An 18096-nucleotide genomic window follows, 5' to 3' on the forward strand; every position below is an offset into this window, starting at 1 on the left:
TCTTAGAATTATTAAATCTTTATCAAAAACACTACCCCCATCCCTTGCCTGAAATTGAAACAAAAATAGAGAATATTGAACTAGAATTTATTAGCGAAGATTTATTAAAAATTCTAGCTTCTATGGAATTTGGCACGGAGCGCATTCAGAAAATTATTCTATCCTTGCGTAACTTTTCCCGTCTTGATGAGTCGGAAATAAAAAAGGTTGATATTCACGATGGAATTGATAATACTATTTTAATTCTGATGTCCCAATTGAACCCAAAGATTGAACTACTGAAGCAGTATGGTAATTTGCCGTTAATTGAGTGCTATCCAGCCCAGCTTAATCAACTATTTATGAATATCATCAACAATGCAATTGATCAACTATTAACTAATTCCACAAAATTATCCAAGCAAATTTTAATTCAAACTAACCCTATTGAAAACGACCAAATTCAAGTGAGGATTCGAGACAATGGTTTAGGCATCCATCCAGAAATAAAAGACAAAATATTTGATCCATTTTTTACCACGAAGCCGATTGGAGAAGGCACTGGTATGGGGCTGGCTATTTCCTATCAAATTATTGAGAAACATGGCGGGAAAATTGAGGTAATTTCTGAATTGGGTGAAGGTACTGAGTTTGTCGTCACTCTGCCGATATTATCTAGTTTAGTCAAGGAAGGGATCGTGATGAACGCTTTAAGATAATAGGATATTGGGGAAAACTCCCAACTCTACGGAGGAGAATTGTAGAGTCAAGTTACCGTATCAGTAAATTTACGGTTACAAAGCCAAAGAAATCTATTCTATAATCACAGCAGTTGTTTAAGGATATAATGAAATGTATACAACTGAGATGATTTCAATCAATACTAAATCTCATAACGTTGATTTCCTGTGGCAAGCTGCGGAAACCTTATCATTAAATGAAAAAGCCGAACTTATTGAGAAGTTGCTGGGTAGAGAATCAGGATTGATGCTAATATCTGCTAACAGTAATTTAGCTGATTACGTGATTGCTCAGACGCAGTTGTTATCTTTGACAGGGTTAACTTATGTATGGAATGCGATTACTGCTGAGATTGCTGGGAAATTAAGTTAAATCCTTCTCAAGTATAAACTCAACAGCCAAGTTAATCGATTAAGATGGTAGGGCACTGGCTGTAGGTGAATTGTTATTTCTATTAAACTAACTTTGTTACTGAAAAAAATAACTTGATTTGATAAATATAAAGATCTTCAATCCACATTTCAATTAGTAAATGTTAGAATCTTATCGGGGATGGTAATGTCCATGGTTTTCTCCTCTCGACAAGCTAAAAGAGTAAATTGGTCAAGTAATAAAGGTATTATACCTTAACAGCTTCTAATTTACCTGGATAAAATTCCCCGATTTCTACTGGTAATTCTACCATCTGACTGTTATAAAATTTGGCAACTAACTTACAAATATTAGAGGCAATTCCCTGATTAAACCTGAAGGTTTCCGAAAAAATATTATTGCCATTAATAATTTGGATTTCTCGATCGGCAATGGTATCTATTTCGACTGTTATCGGAAACTGATATTCTTGGTTTCCAATTAAAACTATGACATCGAATATTTTCGATATTTTGGTTGGTTTTATGGTTAGGATTTGTACTTTCATGCTTTCCTTAGATAAACGCCTTGTTGATTCCAGTATCGCAAAAATTCATCTTTCTCCATTTTATATTTTGTGCCTTTACCCTGTGGATCTCGAATCTTAACTTTTCCGGTTTCATCAATACCATCAACCACAACAATATGACCAAATCGCCCTCCTATCTCCCATAGTACCGCAGACCATGAGCCTTTGGTGTTTAAAGCATCAACCACTTGAGACGGTGTTGCGCCAGGTATCACTAATTCTCCACCACCCCAAAGTCTAGAAGTGTCAGGATCGAGAGTATTTAGGGCACGGGCAATGGTGCTGGCATCTGTGGGTACTCCTGTTTGGGAGGCGATGCCTGTAATTATTACGGAGCGAGGGCAACCTGTTATGGTGGCTATTAGCTATGCACAATATGTTTCTCTGTTAGAAACTATTGATATTTTGTCGGATCGGGAATTTAAGGAGCAACTGATAGCCGGAATTGCAGAAGATCGACAAGGGAAAAGAGTAAGTTTGTCAGATGCTATCATCCAGTTAGGATGGGAGTGAATTATTGATAAGTTAACTAGAAAATGCCGCGAGAGCTAACTTATGGAATATGAAATTGAGTTAATTCCTTTGGCTATTAAGCTACTAGTAAACAAGCTCTTTTCTTTGCAGGGGAATTATTAAATAGTAATCTGTTGACTTTTAGCTAAATGCAGAAGTTGCGCAGGAATGCCTCCCCACAGTAAAGCTGAAATCCAAACGTTAACATCAAGAACAACTCTCATTTTTTACCCCATAACTCTTGTCTCACTTCTTTGACAATTTCACTGATTTCTTGAAGTGTCGGTTGTTCCGGATCAGGTTCTAGTTCATCAATTTCTTGAAGAAATTTATCTAAATCAATTCTTGGCTTGGTAATTTTTTCAAAAATAATAGCTCCTTCTGTAACTGAAATCTTATATTCAGTTAATGGTTGTAATTGTGCTAAAATTTCTGACGGAATCTCTAATTTGCCATCAGGGGTTACTTTAGCAATTAATTGTGTTTTCATTATTTTCTCTCAATCTAAGTTAATTAATATAGGGTGCGTAATATCCTGTATGCTGCATCAGTTGTGGATATTTTTAACTATTGTAGGGGCGAAGCATTCGGGCGATAACCTATTCCAAAAACGATAGTATTTATATCCGAATGCTTCGCCCTGACTGGGGAAAGAAAACACCCCCTATCTACTTAATTTCCATCAAAGTTTCGTCCCACATTCCGGACAGAAATTATGAGTAGAAATAGTCTTCGCCCCACAATTACTGCAATAGATTATCTCAGCTACTATGTCACTTTTCGGACGTTCCGGCAAACCAATCATTTGGGCATTACTCTTACCCGGTGCAACCATCGGATAACAATTTTCATCCTTATTTACCCGGATATCTGCCAAAACAGGACCATCATGTGCGAGAATTTCTGCGATCGCATCCTCCAATTGCTCCGGGTTTGTCACTTGCATCCCCTTGACACCATAAGCCTCGGCTAATTTCACAAAATCCGGCATCCCTACTTCCATATCGGAGGAAGAATACCGTTCCCCGTAAAATGCTTCTTGCCACTGACGTACCATCCCTAGCCAACCATTATTCAGAATCACTGTCTTGACATTAATCCCATAATGTGCAAGGGTTCCCAATTCCTGAATATTCATTTGAATTGAAGCATCGCCCGCCACACAAATTACCTGTTCATTTGGTAGCGCCACCTTCACACCCATGGCTGCGGGCATACCGTAACCCATCGTGCCCAAACCACCGCTAGAAATCCAGCGGCGGGGTCCATTTTTCAGGAATTGGGCAGCCCACATTTGATGTTGACCGACATCGGTAGTATAGTAAGCATTGGGCGCTTGACGGTGTAACTCTACCACCACTTCTTGGGGAGAAATGCGATCGGGATAGTGAGAAACTTGTAAGGGATATTCTTCACGCCAACGGTTAATTCGGGCTAACCACTCTTTAGTTTGTTGTGGTTGGGCAGGAATTCCTTGTTCCTCATAGCGGCGCAACAAATCATTCAATACTAACTTCACATCTCCCACAATGGGTACTTGGGGGGCGCGATTTTTCCCTACTTCTGCGGGGTCAATATCAATATGAATTACTTGGGCATGGCTGGCGAATGTATCTAGTTTACCTGTAACTCGGTCATCAAAACGCGCACCCACAGCGATGAGCAAATCGCACTCAGTTACAGCAAAGTTAGCATAAGCTGTCCCGTGCATACCCAACATACTTACAGATAGAGGATGATTTTCATCAAATGCCCCCTTACCCATTAAAGTTGTCGTTACCGGAATTTGGAATATTTCGGCTAATTGTTGTAACTCATCATGGGCAGCCGATGCGATCGCGCCACCTCCCACATATAATAAAGGTCGCTTTGATTCCCGAATCAAATTGAGCGCCTGATTAATTTGGCGAGGATTCCCCTTAACTGTCGGACGATAACCTGCTAACTTAACAGTACCGGGTTCCACAGGGACATAATCAAATTCTTCCAATCCCACATCCTTGGGAATATCAACTAAAACCGGACCAGGACGACCAGTGCTAGCAATGTGGAAAGCTTCTGCTATAATCCATGCCATATCCTTGGGGTCCCGCACCACATAAGAATGCTTAACAATTGGTAACGTAATCCCATAAATATCAGTTTCCTGAAAAGCATCGGAACCAATTGCCGCCCGTGGCACTTGACCTGTAATAATTACCATGGGAATCGAATCCATGTGGGCGGTAGCAATACCCGTGACTAAATTAGTTGCACCGGGACCCGATGTCCCGAAACATACTCCCACTTTACCAGTAGCACGAGCATAACCGTCAGCAGCATGAGCTGCCCCTTGCTCGTGTCTGACTAAGATATGCTGAATTTCGCCACGGGCTTCCCAGCGGTACAATTCGTCATAAATCGGCAGGATAGCGCCACCGGGATAGCCGAAAATATGCTCGACACCGTGACGTTTGAGACTATCCATTAAGGCAAAAGCGCCTGATTTCGGAGTACTCATCTTCTGTTGGACTTCTTTTTTGGCGATGGTTTGAGAACGCACTCTGATTACCTCACTAAAGAACTAAAGGTTTTTATACGATCCGATATTTATCTAAAATACTTGCTCGGGCTGCGGATAACCCTTTATTTTATAGGATAATGGGGATTTCTGTCTAGAGCGGATTTAGGATTGTGATGGTCTATCTTACCTTTTGCAGTATTCTTAGACAAGGATTTGGGCGAATGCGGAACAACGAATGAGAGTGGCGGAAGCAGCAAAGATTTAGTCGGAAAAAGTGCTGAATATGTCGGGTTTGTTGGCTGTAAATTAGATTAAGTAGGCGCTCTCGTTTCTTTGGGGATCTTTCAGATCCAGGATTCCAAGTCGAATGGCTCAACTGCTTGAATGCGCTGGAAGTCTCGATCGCTTGTGACTAGGGTAAGTTGATGCTGGATGGCAACTGCGGCAATCCACAGATCGTTTTCGCCGATGCCCAATTGAGTGATGTTGGTTTGACGGCGTTGGGCTTTGTCTTTTGGGGCGTAGCGATCGAAAACTGCCGCTTTGAGGTTACCGTAAATTTCGGCGGTGGTTTCGTCGATGGGATAGATGTATAGCCCAAGTAGGAAGCGTTGAACTAGGGCAAGATTAGCCTGTCGTTGTTGGGATCTCGCCGCCATGTCAATCAGTTCACCCTTAACAATGGTGCAGGTAGCGATTGAGGAATCCCCAAGGCTGGCAAGGTGTTCGAGTACTTGAGTCTTGCCTAGTATGGCATAGCTACAATGGTTGGTGTCGAGGAGAAACATTACTCAAAGGGATTGGGGCTGTAGTCAAATTGTGCTTCGCCGCCTGAGTTTTGGACAGCTTCTAAACATTCTTGGAAGTCATCGCCTGACCAAGTGCCGATTGTCTTGAGGTGGGTGAGGAAGGATTTAGCAGTTGGGATCGAAGGTTTCGTGGTGAGAGATTTCAGGAAGGAGAGGGCTTCAGCAAGCCTTGTATTGGGCAAAGCTTCGATTGCTTGGAGGAGTTGTTCTTTGAGAGTCATGATCGTGTATCTTGTCGCTTATGGGCGATCGCATCCGCTTGCTTTTGGCATTTACTCTTTCATTTTAGGCGATCGCATCCCCGTGCTTTTGGCATTCGCTCTTTCATCCCAGAGTCACTACAGCGTCCAATCTTCGAGTGAAAGTCCCGGAACTTGACCAAAGTCTCGTTGGTTGCGGGTGACAACGACAGAGGTTCCCCAAGTGGATGAAAGAGAAAATTCTGACTATACTACTATAATAACGCCAAATATTTGTTTTTATGATTCTGACTGAATTATTACCAATGCTGCGAGATTTATCCCGCCACGATAAGTTGCGTTTGCTGCAATTTTTGGTAGCGGAAATGGCTAAAGAAGAAGGTTTAACTTCGCCAGAAAATGGAGCAGTTTATCGAGTTTGGTCACCCTATAATTCCCCGGAAGCTGCTCATAAATTAACGAAGCTATTGGAGGAACAGAAGCATAACGGATGGCACGTCTCTATGCCGATGAACAATACCCCTATCCTGTTGTAGAATTACTGCGAAATTTGGGTCATGATGTGTTAACTGTTCAAGAAGCAGGCAAAGCTAATCAAGGAATTTCTGACTCGGATGTTTTAGCTTTTGCTAAGTGAAACTAAACCTAAAGATTTTGATGCTTGCTACGATCCGGAAACTGTAGATTTTGAAAATCTGAGAGTAAACGCTCCTAGATTATTCAATTATGCCAATCGTGATGCCCAAAAAGCTAAGTATAGAGGAGAGATTTTCCCCTCAGATCAACCTGTAGGTAATTATGGGGAAAATTCTTTCGAGTTTTTTCAAACTGATAGACAGCAAAACAGAAAAGGAATCATAGCTATAGACTTACTGAGGTGGTCACCATGATCAAAAATGAATCAGAATATAAATATAGTCAAGAATGGGCAGAAAAGTTTAAAAGATCTATATCGGCGATGGGGCAAGATGAAGAATGGAAAAGAAATGATTTGAGCAGATGGGAATCAAATCTAAGTGTGTTACTCTATCATCTGGAGGAGTTAGAAAAAGAAATAGCTGAATATGAAAGACTGATTAATTGCGATTGCAGCCAGCCAATAGAAATTGAAGTTAAAAAATTTTCTGAACTGGCAGAGGCTTTAATTAAAGCTCGGATGGCAGCCAAAATTAGCCACGAAGAACTAGCAGAAATTGTAGGTTTTGACTCAGGAAGGATTAAGCAATGTGAAGATAAAAGATATGAATGTGCTAGTTTTGGAGAAATGCTGGAAATTAGTGCAGCTTTAGGTATAGAGTTTAGAAATACAGCGATATGGGTAAATTTTGAGGAAATAGAGACAGGTAAAAAAATAGCCAAAAGATGGCGAAAAAGAAGAGAAAAAATGAAGATGGCAAGTACAAGATCTTAAAGAGTTGTAATTTGACCAAGAGGTTGGGTAACATCTGTCAGTGCGAGCTAACATTGAAGTTGTGCGGCGGCTGGTAGCCTTGAACTGAGTCTTCAGATTTCTTGTCCCTCCGCACCAACCCGGTGTTACGCAATGGGAGATGTCAAATTGAAGTAACTCGCAGACGCAAACCAAGTGCCTGGACAACCTTGAGAATTGTAGCAAATTCTGGATTGCCTTCAATCGATAACGCCTTATAAAGACTCTCGCGCCCAAGCCCCGTTTCACGAGCGATATGTGTCATTCCCTTGGAGCGAGCAATATCTCCTAATGCAGCGACGACTAGGGCGGGATCGCCATCTTCAAGTGCTGCTTCGAGATATGCAGCCATATCATCTCTAGTTTCCATGTGATCCGCTGCATCCCAGGGATAAGTTTGAATTTTGGTCATAACGATCTCCTATAATTTCTCCGCTAAATCTAAGGCTGTCTTTATATCCCGCTCTTGGGTACGTTTGTCCCCTCCTGCAAGTAAGACAATCAATGTATCCCCGGATTGTACGAAATACACTCGATACCCTGGGCCATAGTCAATACGCACTTCTGATACACCTTTTCCCACTGGCTTCACGTCACCAGGGTTGCCCATCGATAAACGACGAATGCGAATATCGATACGCGCCCTAGCTTGCCTATCCCGCAAGGAGTTAAACCATCGGGAATAGATTTCCGTCTTACGAATTTCAATCATGTCTTGTATCCTCCGGGATACAAGACAACTGGGATACAAGCAGACAACAGAAAGTATTAATTAAGAGTAGCTCCCTTAAAATCAGCTTAATTATTATTAATTTACTTTGGCACTAAAAAGAGGTAAGCAGAGCTATTCCTAACCAACAACCAATAACCAATAACCAATAACCAATAACCAACAACCAATAACCAATAACCAATAACCAATAACCAATAACCAATAACCAATAACCAATAATCAATAACTACTGACTAGACTTAATTCCCCGTCTCTGTAACTGATTCATAAAAAATTCTTCCAAAGAGACACGCGCCAAGTTAATCCCAATAAGCTGTGCCCCCATTAACCTCAGACTACCAAGAAACTCTTGAGGTTCGCCCTTTAATTGACCATGCCAAACATCTTCATCGAATGCCAAATCCTCGATCCAACGATTCAGGATATCTATATTACCACCTTTGCCCCTCACCTGATAGCGATTAGCCTTACCCAGAAGTTGATCCAGGGAACCCATACAGATTAATTCGCCCTCAGCTAAGATGGCAATGCGATCGCAAATCATCTCCACATCTGATAAAATATGGCTATTGAAGAATATTGTTTTCCCTTGCTCTTGTAGGGAAAGGATAATCTCCCGTATTTGATAGCGTCCGATTGGATCTAATCCTGACATAGGTTCATCAAGAAATATCAATTCTGGATCGTTAATTAGAGCTTGTGCCAAACCGATACGCTGAAGCATCCCTTTAGAATATTGCCGCAGTTGCTTTTTGCGCCCTGTTTCTTGAGATAATCCGACTAATTCCAATAACTGCGGGATACGTTGGCGCTTTACGCTGGCAGGAATTTGGAATAAGTCAGCCACTAGTTCCAAAAATTCCCATCCCGTCAGATAATCGTAGAAATAGGCATTTTCTGGCAAATAGCCGATTCGTTGCTTAACTGAAGTATTTCCTATGGGTTTACCCAATAACCACCCTCTTCCAGCAGTAGGGCTAACTATCCCTAATAATGTTTTTAATAATGTAGTTTTTCCTGCACCATTTGGGCCAAGTAAGCCAAAGGTTTCTCCCTGATAGACGGTGAGGGAGAAGCTTTTGAGAGATTCAATTTTTTGATTGAGCCAGAATCCTGTGCGGTAGACTTTCTGTAATTCTAAAGTCTGAATTACAGGTATTCTATCTATAACAGTTAGTGCAGACGCTGAATTGACAGTAGAATTCATTTGATTTTCGCAGCAATTTGAGGATTGTAAAGCCGCAAGTAATTCCAATAATTACCAAACACCTGCTTCACATAATCTTGGGTTTCTGGAAAGGGAATAGATTCCACAAATTCATCGGTATCAATTGCTCCTTTTCCTGCCAGCCATTGCCCTGTATTCCCAGAGCCAGCATTATAACTGGCAACTGCTAGGGCGGAGTTATTGTTATGGCTTTGCAGCAAATCTGCTAGAAGCCAAGTCCCCAATTTGATATTATCGTTGGGGTTGTCTAATTTATATTGCGCCAATTTGATATTTTTGGCAACTAATTCACCTGTGGTAGGCATCATCTGCATTAAGCCAACTGCACCTGCCGAGGAACGAATATCTGACTCAAAGCGAGACTCTTGGCGAATCAGGGCAATGGTGAGGAGGGGGTTGAGATGGTGTTGTTTTGAATAATTTGCGATCGCATCCATAAAAGGTAATGGATATAAAGCATACCAGTAAGTTGGTGTTTTTTGCAGTTTCTCGTATTCGGCTTTTTCTTGGGGTGTTTCCCTATCCTCCAAACTGGCGATGGTGGAAATTCCCTCCAGGTAATCGCCGCTGGCTATCCGGAGTAAGCCATCGGTAAACTCTTCGGTAACGGTGGGCTTAATCCTATTGGTAAATTCGGCTTGCCAAAGCATCCAAGCATCTCGATCTTGACCTAGTTGATACAATTCTTTTAAAGTTTCAGATCCAAGAGGTAAAATAGGGCGGGTTGGTGGTGATACTATTTTAGGATTAATCTGGCGTACTGTACTGAAATCTCCTACTTGCCAACCGAGTTGTACTGCCGATCGCCAAGCATAGTAAGATTGGGGATGATTGGCGATAACTTGCTCGAAAGCGGCTTTAGCTTCCTGTTTTTGTCCTAGTTTATTCGCCCATTTCCCCGCCCAATATCCTGCCTGACGTGCTAAAAAACTATCGGGGTTATTTTTAGTAATGGTTTGGGCTAATTGTAATGCAGATTTTGGATCTCCTCCTGCTGCTTTGGCACGAGCAAGTTTCCACTGATAGGCAGCACCTGCTGGCGATTTGCTATACTTAGTTAGGAGTAATTCACGAGCTACCTCGGCTGCTTGTTGACTGGAAAGACGCTCTAGGGTTTCTGCTTTAACTATAACTGCTTCACCTGCGCGATCGGGAAATCGATCTATGGCTTGATCTAAATAAGGAACAGCTTCAATATCCGGTTCTATTTTAGCAATTTTTACCAGGGCATCAAAGCTTTCTGTGGCTCTGGGAAATTCCTCCACTACTTTTTGGTAAGCTAGTTTAGCCTCACCTCGCTTTTCGGCATATTCTAGTCCTAATGCAGCTAAGTAAGCATGGCGGGATGTGGGTTCAGTTTTGGCATAGGCGGCACTAGCTTGCCCGTATTTTTTGGCTTTCCAGTAACCAATTGCAATGGCTTCCCAATCTTTTGGTGAAATAATTGCCTTGTCTTTATCTTCACCAGTTTTACCATATTGGGCAACGAACTGATCGAGTATCTTAGTGATTTTTGGTTGATCGAAGGCATAGCGAGTTAAGATCGACATTAGTTCCGGTTGAGCTGGATCTTTCTCGATTTTTGCCTTGGCTAATTCTAGAATGAGGGGATGAGAGGGGTATTTCGCGATCGCGTTTTCCCAGTATTTCGGATCTTTGGGCGAGATAGCAGAAAAATGCTGAAATTTTTCCATCACACCCGACTGATTTGTAGAGGCAGTGAGAGTAGAATCCAGATATTTAGAAGTTTTGGCAGCAAGGGCATATAAAGCTTCTGCGGCTACTGGTTTATTGCTATGATGTTTTAACAAATCTTGCCAAGCTGCCAAAGCTTGGCTTTTGTCGCCTATAAGTTCGTAAGATCTAGCTTTCTGAAGTGTAATATAACCTGATAGAATAGGATAATCTTTATCTAAACCATCCAACCATGTCAGTGCCTCTTTACCTTGCTTGGCAGCGATAGCATCTGCGGCTAAAATATAACGAGCGCGGGATCTTTCGAGGGATTTTTCGCCTTTTGCGATCGCTTTAAGTTGCTCGGCTCTCTGAGCAGCAGGTAAAGAAACGAGTCTAAGAGTTGGCGTGTTACCCCGATCTTCTGGTTTAATCGAATTATAGTTCAAGAAAGGTAGCCAACCAGCAACCGAACCAAGATTATAGTTCCTCGCTAGGATAGTTCCTCCTAACAACAGCGTACAAAGTCCAATCCCAGCAACCACTGCTATTAGTGTTTTCCTTTGCTTCCGCCTTGATAAACTGTGGGGAACAAAAATTTGACGTGTTTTCCTCATAAAATCTCCTGGTGATGCACAATCGGTAATAACTAATGGCAGCTAGTAAAACAACTTGAAAGTAAAAAAATTAGAGAAAAAAATTAGAGAAAAACTAATTAGCCATGAGCTGTTAGGAATTAGTAGTTAGCCATTACCAAGTACAAAAATGAACCGTTCTAAAATTGTTGCTATTATCACAGGTGCAATTTCCCTCATTTTAGCGATCGCGTATCTCCTCCTCGTCCAGATTTTGGATTTCCGGGGTGAGATGATCCCAGCTCCAGTCAGTCAGATTGAAACATCAGTTATAGTGACTCATCAAGTAACGATCGACTGATCGTCAACATTCTCCCACAAATGGGGATCGAATTGAAACTATGCCATCAATTTAATTGATGCTTACTACCATTGGTGGTGTCTAAGTACTTTCACCTAGCCTATTCTAGAGCCTCGCCCAGCCTATTGCCCAGCCTATTATAGAACATCGCCCAACCTATCCTGGAACATCCCTTACCCTCAAACTATGATTCCCTCCTCAACAATTTCTTCTCCTTTAACGATTCCTCCTTTAGAAAACGGCGATAAGCTTACCCGTGCTGAGTTTGAGCGTCGTTACGAGGCAATGGCTGAAGTTAAAAAAGCCGAATTAATTGAAGGAGTGGTTTATATGGCATCTCCGGTATGCGCAAAAAGTCACGGCAAACCCCATGGAGCCATTATGGGTTGGCTAGTTGCTTGTGAAGCAGCTACGCCAGGTGTGGAAGCACTCGATAACACAACACTTCGCCTTAATGCCGATAACGAGCCGCAACCCGATGCAATTGAAGTCTTCCCAGGGCTATGGTTGGATATAAGCGCTTTATTAGCCGGAGATTTAGCGAGAGTTATAGATTTACTCTAGCAAGAAGTCTCGACTCAATCTCATCAAGATTTTCTAGAAATATTGGGATATGCCTAGGGAAAATGATTGCCTAACAATGGCAGATATTTTTCATTAATCTAAAAAAGGATATTGATTATGAGTGTAGCAATGGAAAAGCGGAGTAAGGCTATAGAATTAGTCACCAAATTCCCTCCTGAAGTTTTGGATAAAGCCGTAGAATTGTTAGAAGCTTTACAGGCACAATTTGAAAGAGAAACGGCTTTGTTACAAATTATTGATCGAGCTTTGCCACCGGAGGATCAGCAAAAATTAGATTGCTTGCGAGAGCGTTGCGAGTGGGATAATTTAACTGAATCTGAATATCAGGAGTTATTAGCTTATGAAGATTGGTTAGAAAATCAAAACGTGGCGAGATTAGAAGCAATTATACAGCTAGCAGAAATTAAAAATATGACTTGGCAAGCTTTCTACCAAAAATTAACTCCTAGTGAGGAGTCAATCAACTAATGTCATCAGAAAGAATAACAGCTAGTCTTAAGCGTTTAGTAACAGAGAGAGCGAAAAGTTACTGTGAATATTGTCGTATTTCTAGTCAATATTCGCCTGGTTATTTTACTGTAGATCATATTAAACCATCTCAATCTGGCGGAGAAACAACTTTAGATAATTTAGCTTTGTCATGTCATGGTTGTAATAGCGTTAAACATACAAAATTTATGGCAATTGATCCTGAAACCAGCACAGAAGTAACTTTATTTAATCCGCGTCAGCAAGTCTGGAGCGAACATTTTAGTTGGAGTGAAAATTTCCTGGAAATTAGGGGGATAACCCCTTGTGGGAGAGCGACAGTAACAGCACTTAAATTAAATAGAATGGGATTAGTTAATTTAAGAGATTTGTTAGTCAAAGCTGGTTTACATCCGCCACCTGAAGTGTAAAATTTAGTAATTAAGGCATCGCGCTCCGAGTGGGATAATTTAACTGAATCTGAATATCAGGAGTTATTAGCTTATCAAGATTGATTATAAATTTCTCCAAACCAATCTTCATCAAGGGCTTTTTTTAAGGAAATATGAGCATTCTGGGGGATTGCAAAGAGCTTAGAAACAGACTTAACCGCTACAGGATATGCTTTGGCATACATTCCTTCCAGTTCATTTTTTAAACTTGGACTATCTTCTAAACGATCTTGAATTTGAGCGCGAAAATTGACAATTTCAGCAGCCCAATGATTTCCAGAATATTCTTTTTCAACTTCCCAATAACATAATTTAAGCAGATGTTCTAATAAACGGGTTAACAGACTTAACACCGCCCGTCTATCGCTTTTACCCATACTCTCTAACTCTTCTATTAAATTATCCCAGTCAACCCGATCGAAATTTCGTTCTCTTAATTGGTTGACTGTTTCTTTAATCCATTGATGATGATCTGTTTCGTATCGGGTGAATGACACGATCTTCTCCTCCTGTCACTTTTTTGTTTTAAGTTATTCTGTAAATCTATCCTTAACTCATCTGTCCATTAAATTAAAATACTAAATGATCTTCTGTCTTTGAATAATAGTCATAGATCCGGACGATCCCGATCTATGACTATTATTCTATCACTCACCTCAACAAAGGTCAAATATTATAAGCAGGTTAACAAGTAGGCACGCCTAACCCACCCTACCCACTGCGAGAATTCTGCTGTCAGATTGAGAATTACCATCAATCAATGAAACCCTGACACAATGAGCAATATGAATCGCTGCATAACAATAATCAGGATTTTGATTAGCTTCCGGTAAATAACTATCTATACGCGATACTCGCCAAGGCAATTTGATAAACTCACGCTTTGAGTAATCGTACTCTCTCAAATAAGCTCCCACCCTAACTTTCTTACCGTAGAAATGGATAGAAGATTGAATCATCTCTCCATTATCAGAAACGGAAATTTGAAGAATAGTAAGAGGATTATCTTTAAACATCTTAATCCTAACCCAATCCAACCGCTGAGGTAAAACCTCTCCTACCAAACCACAGTGATTCAGAAATACAACCGAATCCGTTTCAAATTCCGGTTGAGTTTGTGCCTCTAAGCGAAACTCATCAATAGCGACAACCTCCCAACTTCTATCACGGCCAATTGCTACACATTCTCCCTTAACTGGAATTCCTTCAGCCCATTCCAGACGAGTATATTCTCCAAGTTTGGGATTGAGTTGGTGATGGGTTGCTTCGTAGTATCTGTATGGCATTTTAATTATCTTTATTCTGATACTCCTTAACTCCATCCGCTTCCTCTTCCTCATTCACTTCTTCTTTGTCTTTCAAAGGCTTAACCACCCGCGCAATTGCATCTGTGACAAATGCTTTAATAAACTCATCCCTACGATTAAGCTGAAACTGTCGCTGTACCACTTCCGTCATCCCCCCATCTCCCCAATCTTGATCGTGGCGAAAATATTCAATAAAACTTTTACCAGCAATCCGAGTTAAATAAGCGGCTGTAACCCCTTGAATCGCTTTACCAACTAAATAAGTTGCCACATTTAATTGTAAGGCTGTAGAAATAAGTTCAATCGCACCCTTAACAATCCCTAAACTGGCAAGAGTTTTGCCCAAAGATAGAGCAAGTTCCCTCCCTCTTTCCATATTTAGTTCACAACCATAAATCCTGCCAATTTCTACCACCATTTGGGCATTAACAGCAGCAGTTGCCAGTAAATCTATTACAGGTAAAGGCGTAACAGCAATTACCCCCGCGCCAATCCACTGAAACCTTTCCACCACTTTCTCTGCCTGTCGTCGCCGCTGATTATCAATTAGGCGGCGGGCAGCCTCGCCCAAACGCTGAGATTGGAGTAAAATGTTATCAGCAACCAAATCTTCTCCCTCAGCACGCAAAACGGCCGCAAGACGACGGATTAAAGGCATTACATCAGGTTCGAGATCCCCAACTTCTTCAAGAAGTCGGGAATCTGGATTAGCTGCGATCGCAACGACATCCATTGCCGCAATAAAACCCCGCACCCGTTGCCGCAATCTGGCTAAAATAATTTCTTTATCTTCATCATTATAGAGATCGCTTTTATTGAGGACAAGGATCGATCTCTTGCCAATTTCTGCTAATCTCCGTAATGGTTCATATTCCGATTTTCGGATATCATTATCTACGACAAATAATAATAAATCTGCCTCTGTCGCTAACTGTCGGGCTAATTGCTCTCTTTCAGTACCCACTACCCCCACCTCTAAAATTCCCGGTGTATCAGTAATGAGAATCTGGCGATTCAATCCCTTAAGCTTTAAACTATAAGTTTCTCCGGCTGCAGTCGTCCCCATACTAGCACCCACTTTACCCACCATCCGCCCAATTAGTGCATTCACCAGAGAGGTTTTCCCAGCAGAACCTGTCCCGAATACTACCACCTGTAGTTCACCACGCGCTAAAATAGCCTCAATCTCTCGCGAACGACTCAAAAGTTCTTGTCGTGCTACTTCATCCTGAATCTGCTTGACTTGCTGACGTACAGCTTTCAGTGTTTCTGATGCCGCCTCCGCCTTGACTTGAGGAACTTTTGGGCTAAGGCGACGCTGAGTCGAACCCTTCTGAATCCGTCCGAACAATCCCGTATAATAAATAAAGGCAAAAATTAACACCCCCAGTAGGGCAATAATGAATAACAGGAGGAAATTAGCCAGGAGGGGAGCTGTAAAGGAAATTTGGATATATAGCCGATGGAGGGAATCAATCAGCCAAAGCATTAACCCCAGAATTAGGCTAAGACCAATAATAAGCGTTAATAGGCGAGGGAGGGGCATGATTCCATCTTGTTTCCACAAACTGGGGTTGACAACTGAGTGCAAGAACTTGTAGATTATTATACAAAATTATCCTAAATGTAGATGGTTTTAGGGATAATGATAAAGGATGAAGGATAAAGGATAATAATAAAGGATGAAGAATAAAGGATGACGAGTGAATAAAAATTTCTACTTCTTATAGACAACTGGAATTGTTTGAGGAAGTTTGAGTAAGCTTGATACAGGGGATATCTCACCAGATTACTGTTGCTCTTTCACACTTCATACTTGATACTTGATACTTGATACTTCACAAATTGTTTTTCTTGGAGCAAAAAATTCTATGAGTCTGTTCAACCAAATTTTAGGCGCAGTTACTAATCCCACTCAGGAGGGTAGTACTAATCAGCTTGGTAATATTCTCGATACAGTGCAGCAACTAAGTGGCAACCACCAAACCGATTCAGGTGCAGTAGGCTCTGCTGTTTCTATTGTAGGCAATTATGTGCGAGGCGCACTTCAAGAAAAGCGGAATAATGAGGGAGATGCAGTAGCCCAAGGAATTGTCAATCAATTTGGTGGTACTAATCCTAACAATCAAGTAGTGCAAATGCTCTTCAGCGCACCTCAGCTTCAGCAGCTTATTGGCGAAATTGAAAGCAAAACAGGCATGAATGCCACCATGATTCAAGCTATGTTGCCTACCTTAGTTCCCGTCGTCCTCAATTTCCTGAAAACTGGTGCAGATACTAGCGGTGGTAATTCTGTTCTCAATAGCTTTTTAGATGCAGATGGGGATGGTGATGTTGATATGTTTGACGCGATGCAGTTAGCATCTCGTCATCTTAGTCGTTAAATGGTAGAACAGGCATCTCGCCTGTTCCACCTAAATCGAAGCGAAAAGCCTCCGGAAACTTTATTCCTGTGCCTTCGCGTGAGCATGGAGTAACTTAACAAGTTGCATGATTTGTTTCTTGTTAAAGGCTTTGATAATTGCCTTAGCAGCCCCTTTTGGTTCCACTGGAATCTTAATCTGTTTAGTAGTAGCTTCACTAGCAGGTTTAGCCGGAGGTTTAGCAGAAGTTTCAGTAGCAAGTTTAGCCGGAGGTTTAGCAGAAGTTTCAGTAGCAGGTTTAGCCGGAGGTTGGGGAGGTGGTGCTACGATCGTCAGTTGTTGTAAATTTGGACTAGGCGCGATCGCATTTCCTTTACCTTGTTGTAATTGATCGCTAGCTAGCTTGACCTCTTTAATTACTAGCGGTGCTAAGGTTTGATAGGAATTATTTCGGTTTGCGATCGCGTGATAGCAGGTTTTAAGTAACCCTTGCCACAATTCACTCCCTCCTCCCATCAGTGCTAAACGCTTACAGTATTCCTGAATTTGTTGGCGATTCGTTGGTGTATCTTCTTGTTTAAACAACTGCAACATTTGTTTGAGAATACCCGTCACTTCAGGGGCAAAGTTGTCAGGAAGCTTGCTTTGGGCTTTCCCTGGTTGAGGGGAGGTAGGGGCGGTTGTATCAGGAGTGCCCTCACCACTAACGAGGTGTTCCAGATAATTCTGCAATTGGATAAAATTCGGCTCTGCGGCTTGCACAACTTTCTGGGCTTCGTCTTCCCGCAAGCCAAATGGTCCTTGCAGTTGCTCGATCAAATCTTTGAGGATGTCGTAACTCTGTAAGAATAACGTTTCCAGCTTGCGATCGACGTTGAGATCGTTCTCCTTAAGGATTTTAAAACCATCCTCTAATCGGTGTGCCGTCTTTTGAATACTACCAAAGCCCAGCATCGCCGCACCGCCTTTAACCGAATGGGCGGCGCGGAACATTTCATTCACCGTCTCCGGATCTTTGACAACCGTAGGCAAATCTAATAGCCCTTTTTCGATGGTGTCGAGGTGTTCTTTCGCTTCTTCGATAAAATAGCCTAAAATCCGCTGATTCCCCGCATCCACGGTAGTTTTCCCTACTCAAAACGATTGTGTACAACGATACCTACAATGACTGCCACTGGAGATGTTTGCGATATCGCGCACTTTAGCACCGCTTGACTTAGCGAGGCTTGCAGTAGG

At 41.7% G+C, this 18096-nt stretch carries 26 protein-coding genes and 1 pseudogene; 13 read left to right on the forward strand and 14 right to left on the reverse strand.

The genetic code is table 11. The features are described from left to right. On the forward strand, nt 1-698 hold a 698-nt coding region (locus NJ959_RS01740; RefSeq protein WP_254010015.1), incomplete at its 5' end, for a sensor histidine kinase. A gap of 148 nt (nt 699-846) precedes the next feature. Next, nucleotides 847-1092, forward strand: a complete 246-nt coding sequence (locus NJ959_RS01745) for a hypothetical protein (protein WP_254010016.1) — start codon at nt 847-849, stop codon at nt 1090-1092. Nucleotides 1093-1339: 247 nt separating this feature from the next. Here the strand turns inward: NJ959_RS01745 and NJ959_RS01750 are convergent, their stop codons facing one another. Beyond that, nucleotides 1340-1639 (reverse strand): hypothetical protein, encoded by a 300-nt coding sequence (locus tag NJ959_RS01750; RefSeq protein WP_254010017.1) that lies wholly within the window; start codon nt 1637-1639, stop codon nt 1340-1342. Then, nucleotides 1636-1875, reverse strand: coding sequence for a C39 family peptidase (locus NJ959_RS01755; RefSeq protein ID WP_254010018.1), 240 nt, complete (start codon nt 1873-1875; stop codon nt 1636-1638). The genes NJ959_RS01750 and NJ959_RS01755 overlap by 4 nt, the downstream gene beginning before the upstream one ends. 28 nt (nt 1876-1903) lie before the next feature. Between NJ959_RS01755 and NJ959_RS01760 the strand changes: the two genes are divergently transcribed. Further along, nucleotides 1904-2173 (forward strand): type II toxin-antitoxin system Phd/YefM family antitoxin, encoded by a 270-nt coding sequence (locus NJ959_RS01760; protein ID WP_254010019.1) that lies wholly within the window; start codon nt 1904-1906, stop codon nt 2171-2173. A 220-nt stretch (nt 2174-2393) separates the two neighbouring features. Here NJ959_RS01760 and NJ959_RS01765 read toward each other — a convergent pair whose 3' ends face one another. From NJ959_RS01765 to NJ959_RS01780, 4 genes are all read right to left on the reverse strand, one after another. Continuing rightward, complete coding sequence (locus tag NJ959_RS01765; protein ID WP_254010020.1) at nt 2394-2663, reverse strand: hypothetical protein; 270 nt, start codon at nt 2661-2663, stop codon at nt 2394-2396. 192 nt (nt 2664-2855) lie between these two features. Beyond that, a complete protein-coding gene (ilvB, locus tag NJ959_RS01770) occupies nt 2856-4715 on the reverse strand; it encodes a biosynthetic-type acetolactate synthase large subunit (protein ID WP_309242534.1) in 1860 nt (619 codons plus the stop codon). 305 nt (nt 4716-5020) lie between these two features. Then, nucleotides 5021-5464, reverse strand: coding sequence for a type II toxin-antitoxin system VapC family toxin (locus tag NJ959_RS01775; RefSeq protein ID WP_254010021.1), 444 nt, complete (start codon nt 5462-5464; stop codon nt 5021-5023). Beyond that, nucleotides 5464-5706, reverse strand: coding sequence for a hypothetical protein (locus NJ959_RS01780; RefSeq protein ID WP_254010022.1), 243 nt, complete (start codon nt 5704-5706; stop codon nt 5464-5466). Before NJ959_RS01780 ends, NJ959_RS01775 begins: the two co-directional genes overlap by 1 nt. On the opposite strand from NJ959_RS01780, the gene NJ959_RS01785 reads away from it, so the two are divergent. From NJ959_RS01785 to NJ959_RS01805, 5 genes and pseudogenes are all read left to right on the forward strand, one after another. Beyond that, complete coding sequence (locus tag NJ959_RS01785; RefSeq protein ID WP_254010023.1) at nt 5705-5863, forward strand: hypothetical protein; 159 nt, start codon at nt 5705-5707, stop codon at nt 5861-5863. The genes NJ959_RS01780 and NJ959_RS01785 overlap by 2 nt on opposite strands. Before the next feature lie 103 nt (nt 5864-5966). After that, entirely contained in the window at nt 5967-6221 is a 255-nt protein-coding gene (locus NJ959_RS01790; RefSeq protein ID WP_254010024.1) for a hypothetical protein, read from the forward strand. Continuing rightward, nucleotides 6176-6316 (forward strand): annotated as a pseudogene (locus NJ959_RS01795) (DUF5615 family PIN-like protein); the annotation flags it as partial. The gene NJ959_RS01790 and the pseudogene NJ959_RS01795, both read left to right, overlap by 46 nt. Further along, entirely contained in the window at nt 6312-6575 is a 264-nt protein-coding gene (locus tag NJ959_RS01800) for a DUF6932 family protein (protein ID WP_254010025.1), read from the forward strand. The pseudogene NJ959_RS01795 and the gene NJ959_RS01800, both read left to right, overlap by 5 nt. Beyond that, nucleotides 6572-7096, forward strand: coding sequence for a helix-turn-helix domain-containing protein (locus tag NJ959_RS01805; RefSeq protein WP_254010026.1), 525 nt, complete (start codon nt 6572-6574; stop codon nt 7094-7096). The genes NJ959_RS01800 and NJ959_RS01805 overlap by 4 nt, the downstream gene beginning before the upstream one ends. 142 nt (nt 7097-7238) lie before the next feature. On the opposite strand, the gene NJ959_RS01810 is transcribed toward NJ959_RS01805, so the two are convergent. The 4 genes from NJ959_RS01810 to NJ959_RS01825 form a co-directional block, all read right to left on the reverse strand. Continuing rightward, nucleotides 7239-7526 carry an addiction module antidote protein gene (locus NJ959_RS01810; protein WP_256528524.1) on the reverse strand — a complete coding sequence of 96 codons (288 nt, stop codon included), beginning with the start codon at nt 7524-7526 and terminating at the stop codon, nt 7239-7241. Between the two features lie 9 nt (nt 7527-7535). After that, nucleotides 7536-7826, reverse strand: a complete 291-nt coding sequence (locus tag NJ959_RS01815) for a type II toxin-antitoxin system RelE/ParE family toxin (RefSeq protein ID WP_254010027.1) — start codon at nt 7824-7826, stop codon at nt 7536-7538. 247 nt (nt 7827-8073) lie between these two features. After that, the gene (locus NJ959_RS01820; RefSeq protein WP_254010028.1) at nt 8074-9054 is read right to left on the reverse strand and encodes an ABC transporter ATP-binding protein; all 981 of its coding nucleotides are present in this window, start codon (nt 9052-9054) and stop codon (nt 8074-8076) included. Further along, on the reverse strand, nt 9051-11366 hold the full coding sequence (locus tag NJ959_RS01825; protein WP_254010029.1) for a lytic transglycosylase domain-containing protein: 2316 nt from the start codon (nt 11364-11366) through the stop codon (nt 9051-9053). Before NJ959_RS01825 ends, NJ959_RS01820 begins: the two co-directional genes overlap by 4 nt. Nucleotides 11367-11514: 148 nt before the next feature. Between NJ959_RS01825 and NJ959_RS01830 the strand changes: the two genes are divergently transcribed. The 4 genes from NJ959_RS01830 to NJ959_RS01845 all read left to right on the forward strand — a co-directional run bounded on the left by NJ959_RS01830 (nt 11515) and on the right by NJ959_RS01845 (nt 13169). Further along, entirely contained in the window at nt 11515-11685 is a 171-nt protein-coding gene (locus tag NJ959_RS01830) for a hypothetical protein (RefSeq protein WP_254010030.1), read from the forward strand. Between the two features lie 186 nt (nt 11686-11871). Further along, complete coding sequence (locus tag NJ959_RS01835; protein ID WP_254010031.1) at nt 11872-12249, forward strand: Uma2 family endonuclease; 378 nt, start codon at nt 11872-11874, stop codon at nt 12247-12249. Nucleotides 12250-12366: 117 nt separating this feature from the next. Continuing rightward, nucleotides 12367-12738 (forward strand): hypothetical protein, encoded by a 372-nt coding sequence (locus NJ959_RS01840; protein WP_254010032.1) that lies wholly within the window; start codon nt 12367-12369, stop codon nt 12736-12738. Continuing rightward, on the forward strand, nt 12738-13169 hold the full coding sequence (locus NJ959_RS01845) for an HNH endonuclease (protein ID WP_254010033.1): 432 nt from the start codon (nt 12738-12740) through the stop codon (nt 13167-13169). The genes NJ959_RS01840 and NJ959_RS01845 overlap by 1 nt, the downstream gene beginning before the upstream one ends. Before the next feature lie 74 nt (nt 13170-13243). On the opposite strand, the gene NJ959_RS01850 is transcribed toward NJ959_RS01845, so the two are convergent. The 3 genes from NJ959_RS01850 to NJ959_RS01860 all read right to left on the reverse strand — a co-directional run bounded on the left by NJ959_RS01850 (nt 13244) and on the right by NJ959_RS01860 (nt 16043). Further along, nucleotides 13244-13687 carry a DUF29 domain-containing protein gene (locus NJ959_RS01850; RefSeq protein ID WP_254010034.1) on the reverse strand — a complete coding sequence of 148 codons (444 nt, stop codon included), beginning with the start codon at nt 13685-13687 and terminating at the stop codon, nt 13244-13246. A gap of 204 nt (nt 13688-13891) precedes the next feature. After that, nucleotides 13892-14476: a hypothetical protein gene (locus NJ959_RS01855; RefSeq protein ID WP_254010035.1), complete on the reverse strand. Its 585-nt coding sequence runs from the start codon at nt 14474-14476 to the stop codon at nt 13892-13894. A gap of 1 nt (nt 14477) precedes the next feature. Next, a complete protein-coding gene (locus tag NJ959_RS01860) occupies nt 14478-16043 on the reverse strand; it encodes a YcjF family protein (RefSeq protein WP_254010036.1) in 1566 nt (521 codons plus the stop codon). A gap of 325 nt (nt 16044-16368) precedes the next feature. Here NJ959_RS01860 and NJ959_RS01865 point away from each other — a divergent pair, with 325 nt between their 5' ends. Continuing rightward, nucleotides 16369-16881 (forward strand): DUF937 domain-containing protein, encoded by a 513-nt coding sequence (locus NJ959_RS01865; RefSeq protein WP_254010037.1) that lies wholly within the window; start codon nt 16369-16371, stop codon nt 16879-16881. A gap of 60 nt (nt 16882-16941) precedes the next feature. Here NJ959_RS01865 and NJ959_RS01870 read toward each other — a convergent pair whose 3' ends face one another. Beyond that, nucleotides 16942-17979 (reverse strand): Hpt domain-containing protein, encoded by a 1038-nt coding sequence (locus NJ959_RS01870; RefSeq protein WP_254010038.1) that lies wholly within the window; start codon nt 17977-17979, stop codon nt 16942-16944. Nucleotides 17980-18096 lie beyond the last annotated feature (117 nt).

The organism is Limnofasciculus baicalensis BBK-W-15 (assembly GCF_024178385.1).
GTDB lineage: Bacteria > Cyanobacteriota > Cyanobacteriia > Cyanobacteriales > Coleofasciculaceae > Limnofasciculus > Limnofasciculus baicalensis.

Coding starts and splice junctions, on each gene's coding strand:
- NJ959_RS01745 (WP_254010016.1), top strand. CDS start 847: ATGATTTCAATCAATACTAAATCTCATAACGTTGATTTCCTGTGGCAA.
- NJ959_RS01750 (WP_254010017.1), bottom strand. CDS start 1,639: ATGAAAGTACAAATCCTAACCATAAAACCAACCAAAATATCGAAAATA.
- NJ959_RS01765 (WP_254010020.1), bottom strand. CDS start 2,663: ATGAAAACACAATTAATTGCTAAAGTAACCCCTGATGGCAAATTAGAG.
- NJ959_RS01775 (WP_254010021.1), bottom strand. CDS start 5,464: ATGTTTCTCCTCGACACCAACCATTGTAGCTATGCCATACTAGGCAAG.
- NJ959_RS01785 (WP_254010023.1), top strand. CDS start 5,705: ATGATCGTGTATCTTGTCGCTTATGGGCGATCGCATCCGCTTGCTTTT.
- NJ959_RS01780 (WP_254010022.1), bottom strand. CDS start 5,706: ATGACTCTCAAAGAACAACTCCTCCAAGCAATCGAAGCTTTGCCCAAT.
- NJ959_RS01790 (WP_254010024.1), top strand. CDS start 5,967: ATGATTCTGACTGAATTATTACCAATGCTGCGAGATTTATCCCGCCAC.
- NJ959_RS01805 (WP_254010026.1), top strand. CDS start 6,572: ATGATCAAAAATGAATCAGAATATAAATATAGTCAAGAATGGGCAGAA.
- NJ959_RS01810 (WP_256528524.1), bottom strand. CDS start 7,526: ATGACCAAAATTCAAACTTATCCCTGGGATGCAGCGGATCACATGGAA.
- NJ959_RS01815 (WP_254010027.1), bottom strand. CDS start 7,826: ATGATTGAAATTCGTAAGACGGAAATCTATTCCCGATGGTTTAACTCC.
- NJ959_RS01820 (WP_254010028.1), bottom strand. CDS start 9,054: ATGAATTCTACTGTCAATTCAGCGTCTGCACTAACTGTTATAGATAGA.
- NJ959_RS01825 (WP_254010029.1), bottom strand. CDS start 11,366: ATGAGGAAAACACGTCAAATTTTTGTTCCCCACAGTTTATCAAGGCGG.
- NJ959_RS01830 (WP_254010030.1), top strand. CDS start 11,515: ATGAACCGTTCTAAAATTGTTGCTATTATCACAGGTGCAATTTCCCTC.
- NJ959_RS01835 (WP_254010031.1), top strand. CDS start 11,872: ATGATTCCCTCCTCAACAATTTCTTCTCCTTTAACGATTCCTCCTTTA.
- NJ959_RS01840 (WP_254010032.1), top strand. CDS start 12,367: ATGAGTGTAGCAATGGAAAAGCGGAGTAAGGCTATAGAATTAGTCACC.
- NJ959_RS01845 (WP_254010033.1), top strand. CDS start 12,738: ATGTCATCAGAAAGAATAACAGCTAGTCTTAAGCGTTTAGTAACAGAG.
- NJ959_RS01855 (WP_254010035.1), bottom strand. CDS start 14,476: ATGCCATACAGATACTACGAAGCAACCCATCACCAACTCAATCCCAAA.
- NJ959_RS01860 (WP_254010036.1), bottom strand. CDS start 16,043: ATGCCCCTCCCTCGCCTATTAACGCTTATTATTGGTCTTAGCCTAATT.
- NJ959_RS01865 (WP_254010037.1), top strand. CDS start 16,369: ATGAGTCTGTTCAACCAAATTTTAGGCGCAGTTACTAATCCCACTCAG.